Annotated in this window: 15 protein-coding genes; 7 read left to right on the top strand and 8 right to left on the bottom strand. The window is 48.3% G+C overall.

Translation table 11 applies throughout. From position 1 onward, the window contains the following. Nucleotides 1-9 precede the first annotated feature (9 nt). Entirely contained in the window at nucleotides 10-306 is a 297-nt protein-coding gene (gene fis, locus VV1_RS05805) for a DNA-binding transcriptional regulator Fis (protein ID WP_000462885.1), read from the top strand. Nucleotides 307-560: 254 nt separating this feature from the next. Next, nucleotides 561-2,201 carry a methyl-accepting chemotaxis protein gene (locus VV1_RS05800; protein WP_011079217.1) on the top strand — a complete coding sequence of 547 codons (1,641 nt, stop codon included), beginning with the start codon at nucleotides 561-563 and terminating at the stop codon, nucleotides 2,199-2,201. Nucleotides 2,202-2,260: 59 nt separating this feature from the next. On the opposite strand, the gene zntR is transcribed toward VV1_RS05800, so the two are convergent. Continuing rightward, complete coding sequence (gene zntR, locus VV1_RS05795) at nucleotides 2,261-2,659, bottom strand: Zn(2+)-responsive transcriptional regulator (protein WP_011079216.1); 399 nt, start codon at nucleotides 2,657-2,659, stop codon at nucleotides 2,261-2,263. A gap of 270 nt (nucleotides 2,660-2,929) precedes the next feature. Here zntR and purH point away from each other — a divergent pair, with 270 nt between their 5' ends. Together purH and purD are read left to right on the top strand one after the other, a co-directional pair. Then, entirely contained in the window at nucleotides 2,930-4,522 is a 1,593-nt protein-coding gene (purH, locus tag VV1_RS05790) for a bifunctional phosphoribosylaminoimidazolecarboxamide formyltransferase/IMP cyclohydrolase (protein WP_011079215.1), read from the top strand. 57 nt (nucleotides 4,523-4,579) lie between these two features. After that, the gene (gene purD, locus VV1_RS05785; RefSeq protein ID WP_011079214.1) at nucleotides 4,580-5,869 is read left to right on the top strand and encodes a phosphoribosylamine--glycine ligase; all 1,290 of its coding nucleotides are present in this window, start codon (nucleotides 4,580-4,582) and stop codon (nucleotides 5,867-5,869) included. Nucleotides 5,870-5,947: 78 nt separating this feature from the next. On the opposite strand, the gene VV1_RS05780 is transcribed toward purD, so the two are convergent. Both VV1_RS05780 and hupA read right to left on the bottom strand, forming a co-directional pair. Continuing rightward, a complete protein-coding gene (locus VV1_RS05780) occupies nucleotides 5,948-6,640 on the bottom strand; it encodes a DUF1481 domain-containing protein (RefSeq protein ID WP_011079213.1) in 693 nt (230 codons plus the stop codon). A gap of 52 nt (nucleotides 6,641-6,692) precedes the next feature. Continuing rightward, a complete protein-coding gene (gene hupA / locus VV1_RS05775; protein ID WP_011079212.1) occupies nucleotides 6,693-6,965 on the bottom strand; it encodes a nucleoid-associated protein HU-alpha in 273 nt (90 codons plus the stop codon). 264 nt (nucleotides 6,966-7,229) lie between these two features. Here hupA and VV1_RS05770 point away from each other — a divergent pair, with 264 nt between their 5' ends. After that, the gene (locus VV1_RS05770) at nucleotides 7,230-8,318 is read left to right on the top strand and encodes a CNNM domain-containing protein (RefSeq protein ID WP_011079211.1); all 1,089 of its coding nucleotides are present in this window, start codon (nucleotides 7,230-7,232) and stop codon (nucleotides 8,316-8,318) included. A gap of 53 nt (nucleotides 8,319-8,371) precedes the next feature. Here VV1_RS05770 and VV1_RS05765 read toward each other — a convergent pair whose 3' ends face one another. Continuing rightward, nucleotides 8,372-8,962, bottom strand: a complete 591-nt coding sequence (locus VV1_RS05765; protein WP_011079210.1) for a YjaG family protein — start codon at nucleotides 8,960-8,962, stop codon at nucleotides 8,372-8,374. 66 nt (nucleotides 8,963-9,028) lie between these two features. On the opposite strand from VV1_RS05765, the gene VV1_RS05760 reads away from it, so the two are divergent. Then, nucleotides 9,029-9,955, top strand: coding sequence for a D-2-hydroxyacid dehydrogenase (locus VV1_RS05760; RefSeq protein WP_011079209.1), 927 nt, complete (start codon nucleotides 9,029-9,031; stop codon nucleotides 9,953-9,955). Between the two features lie 3 nt (nucleotides 9,956-9,958). Continuing rightward, nucleotides 9,959-10,552, top strand: coding sequence for a uracil-DNA glycosylase family protein (locus VV1_RS05755; RefSeq protein WP_011079208.1), 594 nt, complete (start codon nucleotides 9,959-9,961; stop codon nucleotides 10,550-10,552). A gap of 115 nt (nucleotides 10,553-10,667) precedes the next feature. Here VV1_RS05755 and hemE read toward each other — a convergent pair whose 3' ends face one another. The 4 genes from hemE to nudC form a co-directional block, all read right to left on the bottom strand. Beyond that, nucleotides 10,668-11,735 carry a uroporphyrinogen decarboxylase gene (gene hemE, locus VV1_RS05750; RefSeq protein ID WP_011079207.1) on the bottom strand — a complete coding sequence of 356 codons (1,068 nt, stop codon included), beginning with the start codon at nucleotides 11,733-11,735 and terminating at the stop codon, nucleotides 10,668-10,670. Between the two features lie 314 nt (nucleotides 11,736-12,049). Continuing rightward, nucleotides 12,050-12,790, bottom strand: coding sequence for a hypothetical protein (locus VV1_RS05745; protein WP_011079206.1), 741 nt, complete (start codon nucleotides 12,788-12,790; stop codon nucleotides 12,050-12,052). 4 nt (nucleotides 12,791-12,794) lie between these two features. Then, nucleotides 12,795-13,280, bottom strand: coding sequence for a hypothetical protein (locus VV1_RS05740; RefSeq protein WP_011079205.1), 486 nt, complete (start codon nucleotides 13,278-13,280; stop codon nucleotides 12,795-12,797). Between the two features lie 105 nt (nucleotides 13,281-13,385). Further along, the gene (nudC, locus tag VV1_RS05735) at nucleotides 13,386-14,171 is read right to left on the bottom strand and encodes an NAD(+) diphosphatase (RefSeq protein ID WP_011079204.1); all 786 of its coding nucleotides are present in this window, start codon (nucleotides 14,169-14,171) and stop codon (nucleotides 13,386-13,388) included. Nucleotides 14,172-14,184: the final 13 nt, after the last annotated feature.

Here is a 14,184-nt window from a genome sequence, read left to right as displayed (position 1 = left end):
AGACCGAATATGTTCGAACAAAATCTGACTTCAGAAGCTTTAACAGTAACTACCGTAACATCACAAGATCAGATCACGCAAAAGCCACTACGTGATTCTGTTAAAGCGTCTCTTAAAAACTACTTGGCTCAACTAAACGGTCAAGAAGTCACTGAACTTTATGAATTAGTTCTAGCTGAAGTTGAACAGCCACTACTAGATACCATCATGCAGTACACTCGCGGTAACCAAACTCGCGCAGCAACCATGATGGGCATCAACCGCGGTACTCTTCGTAAGAAACTGAAAAAATACGGCATGAACTAATCCCTGATTAGTTTGATCGCTTTCAAACCGCCCGCTGGAGTTTCCCGCGGGCGGTTTTCTTTTATCGATTCTTATGCCCTCTTTTCTACGCAGTAGCACATTTCTCCTGTAACGCTACCCAACCTTTGCTTTAAAACCGTCATCACTTTCAAATCTCGCCTTTCGTCGCATATACGAAGCTGTTATCAATTTGTTACATTGAAAAAACAATAACAATCAACAAATGTTTCCCAACCCTTCAAGGAGTGATTGGTATGGTCGGTTCTAGCTTGCGCGTCATTAACATCAAACAGCGACTTTATGTACTCACCTTCGTGATTACATCACTATTGCTGCTTCCATTTATCGCTCTGCTCTACGCCTATCAAAGTGATTTGATGGAAGCCAAGCAGGTCAAAACACGCCACTTGGTCGAAGCGGCCGTGAGTTTGCAGCAGCACTATTATCAGCAAGAACAAGCCGGGCGCTTGTCTCGCGAAGAGGCGCAAACGCAAGCCAAGGCGGCCATTAGCCAGCTGCGCTATGAAAAAGAAGATTACTTTTGGATTAACGATGATCAGCCCAATATGATCATGCACCCGATGAAACCGCAACTGAACGGCAAGAGTTTAAGCGCAGTGAAAGATCCGACTGGCAAGGCGCTGTTTGTTGAAATGGTTTCGGTGGCAAAAACATCCGGGGCTGGCTTTGTCCATTACATGTGGCCAAAGCCGGGTTCAGACGTCGATGTGGAAAAAGTCTCTTATGTGCAAATGTTCCAGCCGTGGGGTTGGATTACCGGCAGTGGCGTTTATATCGATGATGTCGAAGCGCTGGTGTGGCAGCGTATTCGCGCCTCCCTTCTCCAGTTGAGCCTTACAGGCGCAGTGATGTTGTTACTGGCTGGCTGGATAGGCAACAGCATTACCCAGCCTTGTAGAGCGACGCAGCGCGCTTTAGAGGATATTGCACAAGGAGATGGCGACCTGACCAAGCAACTGCCTGCCGACGGCCAAGATGAGTTAGCACAAATCGCCCGTGCGTTTAACCAATTCACCAGCAAGATCCGCCTCATCGTACAAGGCATTGCCCCTGTCACACGTGATGTCACCGGCTCTGCCTCTGAGCTGACCCAAGTGGCAAGAAATGCACTCGAAAAAGCCACCGCCCAGCAGCACTCGGTCGATTCCGTTGCCAGTGCCATGAAGCAACTGCACGACAGCAATATGCAAGTGGCCGATTCGGCTCAAGAGGCAGCCAGTGCAGCGCAGACTGCCGCAGAGAAAGGCAAAGAAGGCAGTGCCATCATTGAAAAAGCCTCTGGCTACATGCATGCCTTGTCACACACCGTGACCCAAACAGAGCTCAATGTGCAAGAGCTAGCCAAAGAAACCCAAAAAGTAGGCTCAGTGTTGGAAGTTATCCGGGGTGTGGCCGAGCAAACCAATTTACTTGCGCTCAACGCTGCAATAGAAGCCGCCCGAGCGGGTGAGCAAGGCCGTGGCTTTGCAGTGGTCGCTGACGAAGTACGCACATTGGCTACGCGCACCAGCAGCAGTACCGATGAAATTCAACACATCATCGCGCAGTTGCAACAACGCGCCAACGATGTCTGTTTATCGATGGAACAAACACAGCGTCAATCCACCGAAACCCAACAACAAGCCAGCTTGGCACAGCAAGCCCTAAGTGATATCGATGCGCAAATTGCTGTGATTCTGCAGCTCAACCAGCACATTGCTCTTGCCAGCGGAGAGCAAACATCGGCCACTGAGCTCATTAACCACAATCTGCTGCAAATTGTCGATCACAGTGAACAAACGGCAGCACAAGCCAATCAAGTCGCTGCAGCGAGCGAGCAGTTGATGGCTAGCGGTAACCAATTGCAAGTCAACTTTGCTGCGTTCAAGGTGTAACGCCAATAGAATGAGCAAACTTACGATCGGCTTAGGTCATTAATGGCCTAAGCCGTCTGTTATTCTAAAGCAGCAAGAATGGAACAGTGGCTGGCATTGTCTTCCACATGGCCACAGCACGCGTCGTTAATTTTTTTCAGTGCCCGACGAATTTTGTTTAATTCGGCAATTTTCTCATCGATGAGTGCCAACTTAGCAGAAGTGATCGCTTTCACCTCGGCGCAACTGTGTTCTGTTGCTTCGAGTTTGATCTCCAGCAGCTCTTTGATCTCTTCCAAACTCAAACCGAGTTCTTTGGCTTTTAGAATGAACCCCACCTGCTTCTGGTTTTCGTAATTGTAAAGACGGTAACCGGATTCACTGCGACCAGCTGGCTTGATCAGGGCATTTTTTTCATAAAAACGCAGCGTATCCGCGCTCACACCACAACGTTTCGCCAATTCACCTATCTGAAACATAACTTTCCTTATTAACTATCTCGTTACTTTTTCTCTTAAAGTTCGAGTTTTTTGCAATTATTTTTGAGATGCCAAACGATTGCGCGAGCTTTTATGTAATAAATTGGTTAGAATACGCGCCATCAAATGAGGGAGACTGTCTTCTTACCAGAAAAGCGAGACAAAGGTCTTTTCCAAAACTGGCCAATATTTTACCCCAAGAGGTAAAAACAAGTTCATTTTTGGCAAATATCTTTAGTTTAACTCCGTGAATTTGAGGAAATTGGAAGCATGAACAACGCTCGTCCTATTCGCCGTGCGCTTATCAGCGTATCAGACAAAACCGGTATTGTTGAGTTTGCGCAAGCTCTTGCTGAGCGCGGTGTCGATATCTTATCGACTGGCGGTACTGCTCGTTTACTTGCAGAGCAAGGCATCGCAGTCACTGAAGTCTCTGACTACACTGGTTTCCCAGAAATGATGGACGGTCGCGTTAAAACGCTTCACCCGAAAGTTCACGGTGGTGTGCTCGGTCGTCGTGGCCAAGACGATGAGGTCATGGCAAAACACGGCATTAACCCGATCGACATGGTGGTGGTTAACCTCTACCCATTCGCAGAAACTGTCGCTAAAGAAGGCTGCACACTGGCTGACGCGGTTGAAAACATCGACATCGGTGGCCCAACCATGGTTCGCTCTGCGGCGAAAAACCATAAAGACGTGACTATCGTTGTCAACGCTTCAGACTACCATCGCGTCATCACAGAAATGGACGCCAACGACACGTCGCTTACTCTAGAAACGCGTTTCGACCTCGCTATCGCAGCCTTTGAACACACCGCTGCTTACGACGGCATGATCGCGAACTACTTCGGCACTATGGTTCCTTCATACGGAGAGAACAAAGAAGGTGATGAAGAGAGCAAATTCCCGCGCACTTTCAACCAGCAGTTCATCAAAAAACAAGACATGCGCTACGGTGAGAACAGCCACCAAGCAGCCGCTTTCTATGTTGAAGCCAACCCACAAGAAGCATCGGTTGCTACCGCTCGCCAAATCCAAGGCAAAGCCCTTTCTTACAACAACATCGCAGACACGGACGCAGCGCTTGAGTGTGTGAAAGAGTTTAATGAGCCAGCTTGTGTCATTGTTAAGCACGCTAACCCATGTGGCGTAGCGCTAGGTAAAGACATCCTAGAGGCGTACAACCGCGCTTACCAAACCGATCCGACATCCGCATTTGGCGGCATCATCGCCTTCAACCAAGAGCTAGACGCAGAAACGGCCACCGCTATTGTTGAGCGCCAATTTGTTGAAGTCATCATTGCCCCTTCGGTATCGGCTGAAGCGATGGAAGTGGTGGCAGCGAAGAAAAACGTTCGTCTGCTTGAGTGTGGCGAGTGGACAACGAAGACAACGGGCTTTGACGTGAAACGCGTGAACGGCGGCCTACTGGTTCAAGATCGCGACCAAGGCATGGTCAGCCTAGATGACCTTAAAGTCGTGTCTAAGCGCCAGCCAACGGAAGAAGAACTCAAAGACGCGTTATTCTGCTGGAAAGTGGCGAAGTACGTAAAATCGAACGCGATTGTTTACTCTAAAGGCGATATGACTATTGGTGTGGGCGCTGGCCAAATGAGCCGCGTCTACTCAGCGAAGATTGCTGGCATTAAAGCGGCAGACGAAGGCCTACAAGTTGAGGGTTGCGTCATGGCCTCTGATGCCTTCTTCCCATTCCGTGACGGTATTGATGCAGCAGCAGAAGCTGGCATTAAATGTGTAATTCAGCCTGGTGGTTCGATGCGTGATGACGAAGTGATTGCCGCCGCAGATGAACACGGTATGGCGATGATTTTTACGGGCATGCGCCACTTCCGCCACTAGTTTTTATCAGAGGTGCCTTATCAGGCACCTCTTTTTGCAAGATTTGAGGATGATGAGATGAATGTATTGATAATTGGTTCCGGCGGTCGTGAACACGCTCTAGGTTGGAAAGCCGCGCAAAACCCCAATGTGGAGACAATCTTCGTCGCGCCGGGTAACGCTGGTACCGCACTTGAGCCTAAGCTAGAAAACGTCAACATCGCCGTTGAAGACATTGCCGGTTTAGTGGCGTTTGCTAAAGAGAAAGCCATTGAACTGACCATCGTCGGTCCTGAAGTGCCACTCGTACTGGGTGTCGTTGATGCGTTTTATGAAGCAGGCCTGCCAATTTTTGGCCCTACCCAAGCGGCTGCGCAACTTGAAGGCTCTAAAGCATTTACCAAAGACTTCCTTGCTCGTCACCAAATCCCGACGGCGGCGTACGCAAACTTTACGGACATCGAGCCAGCACTGGCCTATGTACGTGAACAAGGCGCGCCAATCGTGGTGAAAGCAGATGGCCTTGCGGCAGGTAAAGGCGTGATTGTCGCGATGACGCTGGAAGAAGCGGAAGAAGCAATCAAAGACATGCTCGCAGGCAACGCCTTTGGCGAGGCAGGCAGCCGCGTGGTGATCGAAGAGTTCCTTGATGGCGAAGAAGCGAGCTTCATCGTGATGGTGGATGGCGAAAACGTACTGCCAATGGCCACCAGCCAAGACCACAAGCGTGTCGGCGATAAAGACACCGGTCCAAACACCGGCGGTATGGGCGCTTACTCACCCGCACCAGTGGTGACACCAGAGATCCATAACCGTGTTATGCAAGAGGTGATCTTCCCTACCGTGCGTGGCATGGCAGCCGAAGGTAACCCATACACGGGCTTCCTCTATGCCGGCTTGATGATTGACAAAGATGGCACACCAAAAGTGATCGAGTACAACTGCCGCTTTGGTGACCCAGAAACGCAACCTATCATGATGCGCATGGAATCGGATCTTGTGGAATTGTGCCTCGCGGCCATCGACAAGAAACTGGATCAAGTCGAGTCCAAGTGGGACCCTCGCGCATCGATCGGTATTGTGCTTGCAGCGGGTGGCTATCCAGCGGCGTACAACAAGGGCGACGTGATCTCTGGCCTACCTCAAGTTGAAATTGAAGGCGAAAAAGTCTTCCACGCTGGCACTGAAAATAAAGAGGGCGATATCGTAACAAACGGTGGTCGTGTTCTTTGTGCCACCGCACTGGGCAACAGCGTATCAGAAGCGCAGCAACGCGCGTACGAGCTGGCAAAACAGATCCGTTGGGAAGGCATGTTCCACCGCAACGATATTGGCTACCGTGCTATCGCTCGCGAGCAACAAAAATAACAACAACATCAGTTGGCAAAGAAAACAAAAGGCGCATTTTGCGCCTTTTGTCTTTTCATTCGTCTAACGGAGTAAGTCTTACTCTTCAAGCAACACGGGCTTTTCCACGCAGTCTCGATCGTCTTCATCTAATAACAGTAACGTTTCTACTTCCAAACGACGTGAAGATTTTTTGCCTAAAAACGCCACATAGCTGTCGACACTGGCCAAGCGGTTAACCACAAATCCTGGGAGGGTCTGATTAAACTCAAGTTTCGAATATTCCTCTCCACTACAGGTTTCAAACGTTTCCCCATCCCAATACCCTTGGACCAACTCCAAGCCCTCGCGCGCTTGCTGCTTGGTCTCTTTAACCAATGCATCCGCTTCGTATTGGTAGCGCTGCAACTGTTCTTTTTGGATAGGGAGAACTTTCCCGTTAAGGCGATACTGCTGATAAACCGCATCCCCTTCAACATTAAATCGAACGTGGATTCGATAAGGTACTAAGCCTAACTTGCTATCAAGCTGCTCACCTTCTCGAATCAACTCTCGTAATGCGCCTTCATCCCAGCGATATTCGCTTTGATACCAACCGTAATCACCAGAAAAAACATAGTCCGACGCTTTATGCGGCCCTGTCAGTTTGTCCGTCACCCAATAGAAACTCGTCGCATCGCCCATCGTCTGGCCACCAGAGAAATGAGTGAATTGTTCCAGGTTTGGTCTTGGTGCTGAAGAACAACCAGCAAGGATTAGGAGGGCAGTCAGGGAGAGCAGTCGTTTTTTCATGATGTCAGGCAATTTAAAAAAGGCACCGGAGAGAATCTCCGGTGCAGAGCAATTAGTTTACTGATTCTTTCAGTGCTTTACCTGCTACGAATGCAGGAACGTTTGCTGCAGCGATTTGGATCTCATCACCCGTTTTAGGGTTACGGCCAGTACGTGCTGCGCGGTGGTTTACTTTGAATGTACCAAAACCAATTAGTTGAACCTGGTCACCCTCTTTTAGTGCGTCAGTCACACCGTTAAGAGTAGCTTCAAGAGCAGCTTTCGCTTGTGCTTTAGATAGGTCTGCTTTCTCTGCGATAAAGTCGATTAATTGGGTCTTGTTCATTAGGTTTCCCTTCTCATAGGTTATCGAATTCATTTCACTCTAAAGCATAAAGCCCCCGTCTGGCAAAGGTTTGTCGTCATTCTTTCGCTTCAATGCCTTACTTTTAACCGTTTTCTGAGTAATAACTCACAAATTGTTACCGAATAACCACATAAAGCTCTTGGATTTCAGCCTCAAAGCACCTATTTATAAGGGGCTGCCATACTCCTATAATACGATTTACCTCACGGCAGATGTGATTGAGGGATTTCTTCAAGGGCAACTATGCTACTGCTTACTATCTATATTTCGATTGCTATTGGTGTTTCCTTTATTTGTTCGGTGCTAGAAGCCGTCTTGCTCAGCATCAGTCCGAGTTACATCGCCCAGCTCAGACAACAAGGGCACCCAGCTGCGGCACAACTGACGAAACTCAAAGCGGATATCGATCGCCCACTGGCTTCCATCCTGACGCTGAACACCATCGCTCACACCATTGGTGCTGCGACAGCGGGTGCGCAAGCGGCAGTGGTTTTCGGCAGCGAATGGTTGGGGGTATTCTCTGGTGTCCTAACGCTCGGTATTCTTGTGCTTTCGGAAATCGTCCCTAAAACCATTGGAGCCACTTACTGGCGACAACTGGCGCCTTCAGCCGCCAGCACCTTGCGTTGGATGGTCTGGGCCCTAACACCCTTTGTCTGGTTCTCTGAGCAAATCACCAAGCGTCTTGCTCGCAATCAAGAAACCCCAAAAATGCGCGATGAGCTGTCAGCCATGGCGATTTTGGCGCGTGAAAGCGGCGAGTTTGCCGAGGGTGAGTCTAAAATTCTGAGTAACTTGCTCGGCATTCAAGATGTGCCAGTAACACAGGTGATGACGCCTCGACCCGTGGTCTTTCGCGTTGAAGCAACCATGACCATCAACGAATTTTTGGCACAACACAAGGAAACGCCTTTCTCACGCCCACTGGTTTACAGCGAGCAGAAAGACAACATCATTGGTTTTGTCCACCGCTTAGAGCTATTCAAACTGCAGCAATCTGGGGCAGGAGAGAAACAACTGGGTTCCGTGATGCGCCCTATTCACGTCATCATGAACACGCTTGCTTTGCCTAAAGCGTTTGATCAAATGATGGCAAAACGCTTGCAACTTTCTATCGTGGTTGACGAGTATGGCACCGTGCTCGGCCTCGTCACCTTAGAAGATATTTTTGAATATCTACTCGGGGAAGAGATCATCGACGAAGCTGACAAGAGCCAAGACATGCAAGAACTGGCTTACCAACGTTGGGAACGCTGGAAAAACAAGCATGGTATGATTGAAAGCCGCGACGACGATGAAGATGAAGGAAGTAACGACAAAACGAAGTCGTAGCTTACTCAAGTGTCAAAACAACAAAAGGCTCCATTGGAGCCTTTTGTTTATCATTACGACAGAGTGATGCCCAAGTTGCTGATCGGATCATCTCTCAACTCTTGGCGTAAATCTTTAATCAAGTCGATATCACGCTCTTGTGCTTCACGTAAAGGACGGAAAATCGCCCACTGCACATCCCATTCAGCACAAACCGCTTCGTTCGCTTTCTGGTTTTCATTGGTGATCGCTTCACTGCCTTGAGCTTGCTCTAAATCCACCACCGTTTGCACCGACTGCTGACTGATCTTAATCATAGAGTCGAACAGATAGTCGCGATCAAGCAAACCGTGCAATAAGGTGGAGAGAGATTGACACGCATCCATGGCCGGATAAACCGCATAAAGATCGAACTCTTCCGCGCTAGGGAAGATCTCTTCCAACTTCTCAAGTTGACGCTCAAAATTCACCTTAGCGTTTTTCACCGTGAGAATTTCCCATACACTGTCTAAAATGTTGCGATAACCTCTTGGTTCCGCGAAACCAGTGCTATCACAAAACATGGCGTAGTTCGGGTACATACGTTCACACAAACACGTCATGAAGGTTATTTGTTGCCAAGGTTCCAGTTTTTCTAAACGGACCTGTAGGGGATTCTGTAGCATAATCACTCAATCATTGCGGAAAAAGACAGCGGAAGTGTACTTGATTCGCCACAGGGAAAAAAGTTAATGCATCAGTCAAAACACAAGATTTTCATTGTTACCGAAGACAACGAGACCTATCGCCAACTGCTTGCTGATCACGCGTTACCCGATTTAGCACTCACTGAGGACATCGAGCAAGCCAATATCATCCTCGCGGCGCCACCTCACATTGCCCCACGCTTGTCTGAGTGCCATCAGCTCGAATGGCTACAATCGACTTACGCTGGCGTGAACGCGCTCATGCAACCTGAGTTACGACGAGATTACAAGCTAACCAATGTCCGTGGGATTTTTGGCCCCTTGATTGCGGAATACGTCATCGGCTACGCCATTCAACACTATCGCCACTTGGCCCGCTATGCGGAGCAGCAACAGCAACGTCTCTGGCAACCGCATCCCTACTCTTCCCTAGAGGGCAAAACGATCACCATCTTAGGCACTGGGAGCATAGGTAATCATCTTGCGCATGCCTGCTCGGCGATGGGGTTACACACCATTGGCGTCAATCGCACAGGCATTCCGCCAAACGGTAGCCATTTTCAGCAAACCTATCACATCAATGAGCTGGCAGCGGCCTTGAAGCAAGCGCACATCGTAGTCAACACTCTGCCTAGCACAAAACACACTCACCACTTGTTGAACCAAGCGAGCCTAAGTCACTGTCGTCATGCTCTATTATTTAATGTTGGACGTGGGGACGTTATTGACAATGCGGCACTACTTTTGGCGATTAAAAATCACTGGGTTGAACATGCGTTCTTAGATGTATTTGAACAAGAACCCCTCGTCACGGATCATCCATTTTGGGGGCTCAAACAAATCACTATCACGCCGCATATTGCCGCGCTGAGCTTTCCTGAGAAAGTGATGGCGCTGTTTGCAGAAAATTACCATCGTTGGCTTGAAGGGTACCCGCTCAACCATCAAGTCAGCTTCACCAAAGGGTATTGATGCATGCCACTTGAGCCGCTGTTAACTCAAATCCGGGCTTGCCAAGTGTGTGCCTCCGCCTTGCCGCTAGGTGCTAACCCTGTGGTTCAAGCTCACTCAGAGGCGAAAATTTTGATCATCGGACAAGCGCCAGGCACCAAAGTCCACCACACTTCCATTCCGTGGAATGATGCCAGTGGTAATCGCTTAAGAGTGTGGTTAGACATTGAAAAGCCGACTTTTTATGACCCAAAACAGATCGCCATCATGCCGATGGGATTTTGCTATCCCGGACGAGGGCAATCTGGCGATCTTCCGCCACGAAAAGAGTGCGCACCACTGTGGCATGAGGCCTTACTGAAACACTTACCCAATATCGAACTGACACTGTTGATTGGTCAATATGCACAAAACCGTTATCTGTCGAACAAACCAAAAACACTGACTGAAACGGTACAAAATTGGCAAGCTTGGCTACCCGATTACCTGCCACTTCCTCATCCCTCGCCAAGAAATACACTGTGGTTGAGAAAGAATCCTTGGTTTGAAGAACAAACCGTGCCCTACCTTCGCCAACAAGTGCATCAGCTACTTTCCCCGAGCAAGGTTGAGATCTAAAAAGCATTGAGATCATGGCAACCCAAAAGCACCTTTCGCTGTACACCGCTGAGGTAGAACCGACAAACAAAAAACCAGCCGAAGCTGGTTTTTAATGGCTAACAGAGAGTGCTTTTTATTGGTGGTATGGCTTAGAAAGCTCGTGAACCGCCTCAACAAAGACACCTGCGTTTTCTGGTGGAACGTCAAGATGGATACCGTGACCCAAGTTGAACACGTGTCCAGTACCACCATGGCCAAATCCTTCTAGGATAGAGGCCACTTCTTCACGAATGCGATCGTGAGATGCGTAGAGCATCGATGGATCCATATTGCCTTGCAGGGCCACTTTGTCACCGACACGCGCTTTTGCGTCTGCAATGTTGATGGTCCAATCAAGACCAACGGCATCACAACCCGTAGCCGCAATCTGCTCTAGCCACATGCCACCATTCTTCGTAAAGAGCGTCACGGGTACACGGCGGCCATCGTTTTCACGAATCAGGCCATCCACAATCTTATGCATGTATTGCAGTGAGAAGAGGTTGTAGTCACGCGGCGTCAGTACGCCCCCCCACGTATCAAATACCATCACTGATTGCGCACCTGCTTTAATTTGCGCGTTTAGGTATTCGATAACGCTGTCTGCTAGCTTATCGAGAAGTAGGTGCAGAGTTTGTGGTTCTGCGTACATCATTTTCTTGATCTTAGTGAAGGCTTTTGAGCTGCCGCCTTCAACCATGTAAGTGGCGAGTGTCCACGGGCTACCAGAAAAACCAATCAGCGGTACGTCACCGTTCAAGTCTTTGCGGATTTGACGCACAGCGTTCATGACATATTGCAGCTCACCTTCTGGATCCGGCACGCCGATTTTTTCGACGTCTGCTTTGCATGTGATTGGGTTATCGAAGATCGGGCCTTCGCCTGTTGAGAAGCGCAGACCCAATCCCATCGCATCTGGGATAGTCAGGATATCAGAGAACAGAATGGCAGCATCCAGCGGAAAGCGGCGCAGTGGTTGAAGAGTCACTTCAGACGCAAGCTCTGCATTTTTACACAAAGACATGAAATCGCCAGCTTGAGCACGCGTTGCTTTGTATTCTGGTAGGTAACGACCTGCCTGACGCATCATCCATACCGGTGTGCAATCTACAGGCTCTTTCAGTAATGCACGCAGATAACGATCATTTTTTAATTCAGTCATTCCGTAATTCCAGTTGTTAGGCTTTTTTATAAGAGCGCCATTCTAACACTGATTTAGCACAAAATACCGCCTGCTTTGCGCCCTGGATCAAGTTATTAACTTTTAAATCAATGCTTAGTTTGCACCCAACAAGTAACAGTGTTAAAAATTTGTTCGCTAGCGAAAACTATAATTACAAACTGAACACTCAGTGTTCAGCATCTCATAACGACATCTTACTTACCCCCTCCCTCTCGGAGGGTTTTTTTTATTTATTTTTCAACAAATTAAAAGGCCACCAATCTGGTGACCTTTCACATTTAAGTTGCATCTAATCAAGATTCACACACTTGTTTAATGATGCCTTTTACATAGCCTTTGCTGACATAAGTCGGACAAAGAGCCGCTCGAACCGATTTGGATTCGATAACATAATTTTCAAAATTTGCTAAAGCCGTCCCGACACAAACGGTGGTTGCCACTTCTTTTGCCAAGGCAAAATTCGCATTTTGTGGGCGATCTAAAGTGTACAGCAGCGCATTCGCTACTTTTTCATCCGCACAGTATTGAGATGATTGCTTCACCGCAGAAGCAAAAAATGGCACTGATAGAGACTTAGATACGTTCTGGTAAACTTTAACCCCTTCAGCAAAGCTCAACTCCGCTTTGGGCGATAAGGTTGCAAGCAGATTGCCATAATTCTCCACACAGCTTTCAGCAGAGTAACGCACGCACGGTTGCGCCGCTTTGACCAACTGTTCAGAGAAAGTTTGCGTGAAAGCGTCTGACTGACTCAAAAATGGATACACCTGTAGCACTTCTTGCCCAAGATAAATCGCTTTGTCGCTATTTCCCGCTTGGATAGACTGAGTAAAAGAACCCAGTGCTGCTTGCTCCACTAACGCCTTCCACTGAGTGTCACGCTGTGATGGGCGAATATCGTTCGCATGTGCCAATAATTCTTGCCAACTTTGCGAAGCTTGCAGCGCCTTCAAATCTTCCATACTGTAAGCGTCGCTCGCACTGGCTGAAAAACTTAATGACATGGCTAAGAGAGAGAGAATGGTCTTCTTCATGTCATTAGTTCCAAGCTTGCTTGATGTACTTCAACGTCGAAGAGTCATACGCTGCATTCGGATTCAACGAAACATTCAGCACTTTGCCGCCATCTGCTAATGCGAATGAGGACTTGCGAGCTTTAATTGACTCCTGACCTGCAAATTGGATCTTCTCTACTTTTTGGAACTCTGCTTTGTATAATTCGGCATGTTCAGTCGTCGTGCAAAGCTTCACCATATCGTCATAGATGTAGTTGATCAGACCACCAAGCCAACCGGTGGTTTTTACCGGGTCCAATCTTTCTTCCGAAAAGTTGTAGCCATCCCAAGCACTCCAATCGATATTGGCCTGCAGCGTTTGGTTTCCGCATGCACTTTGCACCTTCGCCATATTTTCCGTCATGGTTTTTTCAGTCAGCATCCGCTTCGCTTTGATCTCAATGCTGGCATTTGCGGCTCCTGACAATGTCAGAATGACCAAGGCACCTAACCAATAACTTGCTTTCATAATTCATACTCCATTATTTATAAGATTATCATTACAGAATAACATCCCGATTAGAGTATCAATAAAAGTGTCTCAAAAATGATTAAGTGCTGTTATTTTATACAGTTACGAGTCAGATCTCATATTAAGCAATGTTTGTTCTATTAATGCTCTAGCTATCGTGCCTGTTGGTGCGACGGGGGGCAAATTGTCACTGGTGAACCATTTAGCATCCGCTAACTCGCTGTAGTCTGGTTTCAACTCTCCAGCGTGGTAATCCGCTAAAAAGGCCATCATCATACTGGAAGGAAATGCCCAAGGTTGGCTGCCAAAGTAACGAATATTGGTCACTTCAATACCAGTTTCTTCTTTCACCTCTCGAGCGACGCACTGCTCCAACGTTTCACCGACCTCGACAAAACCAGCGATCACGGTATACATACCACTACGGTGTCTGGGGTGCTGTGCCAACAAAATATGCTGCTGTTTCCGCACCGCAACAATAATACATGGGAAAATTCTCGGGTAATGCAAGGTCCGGCATTCCCCACACTGCATCGCGAGTTGGTTGTGATTGAGGTGGTTGCGTCCACCACACTGAGGACAAAAACGCATTGTTTGCGTCATATGGCCATATTGAATGGCTTTGCTCATGAGCAAAAAGAGAGGTTCAGGAAAATGCAAACACTCGCGCAGCGAGTGCATTTCTAAACTCTGCTCGACATCTGCTTCGTTGAGCCACATGACGGGATGGTTGTTATAACTGCCGATTTTCTGCGCCTTTTCTGCCACTAAGTTGAGCTCATTGCTTGTTGCAAGGGGAAGTTGCCCGTCCACCAGCCAAAGGTCACTGCCCGATACAACGCACCAATATGCTTTCTGGCCATGCTTACTGTCACTATTCGATAACATTCCTATTCCTCAT

The sequence above is a fragment of the Vibrio vulnificus CMCP6 genome (genome assembly GCF_000039765.1).
In the GTDB taxonomy this organism is placed as follows: Bacteria; Pseudomonadota; Gammaproteobacteria; order Enterobacterales; family Vibrionaceae; genus Vibrio; species Vibrio vulnificus_B.
The sequence above is the reverse complement of the archived record's forward strand: the minus strand, read 5'-3'. Positions and strand labels throughout refer to the sequence as shown.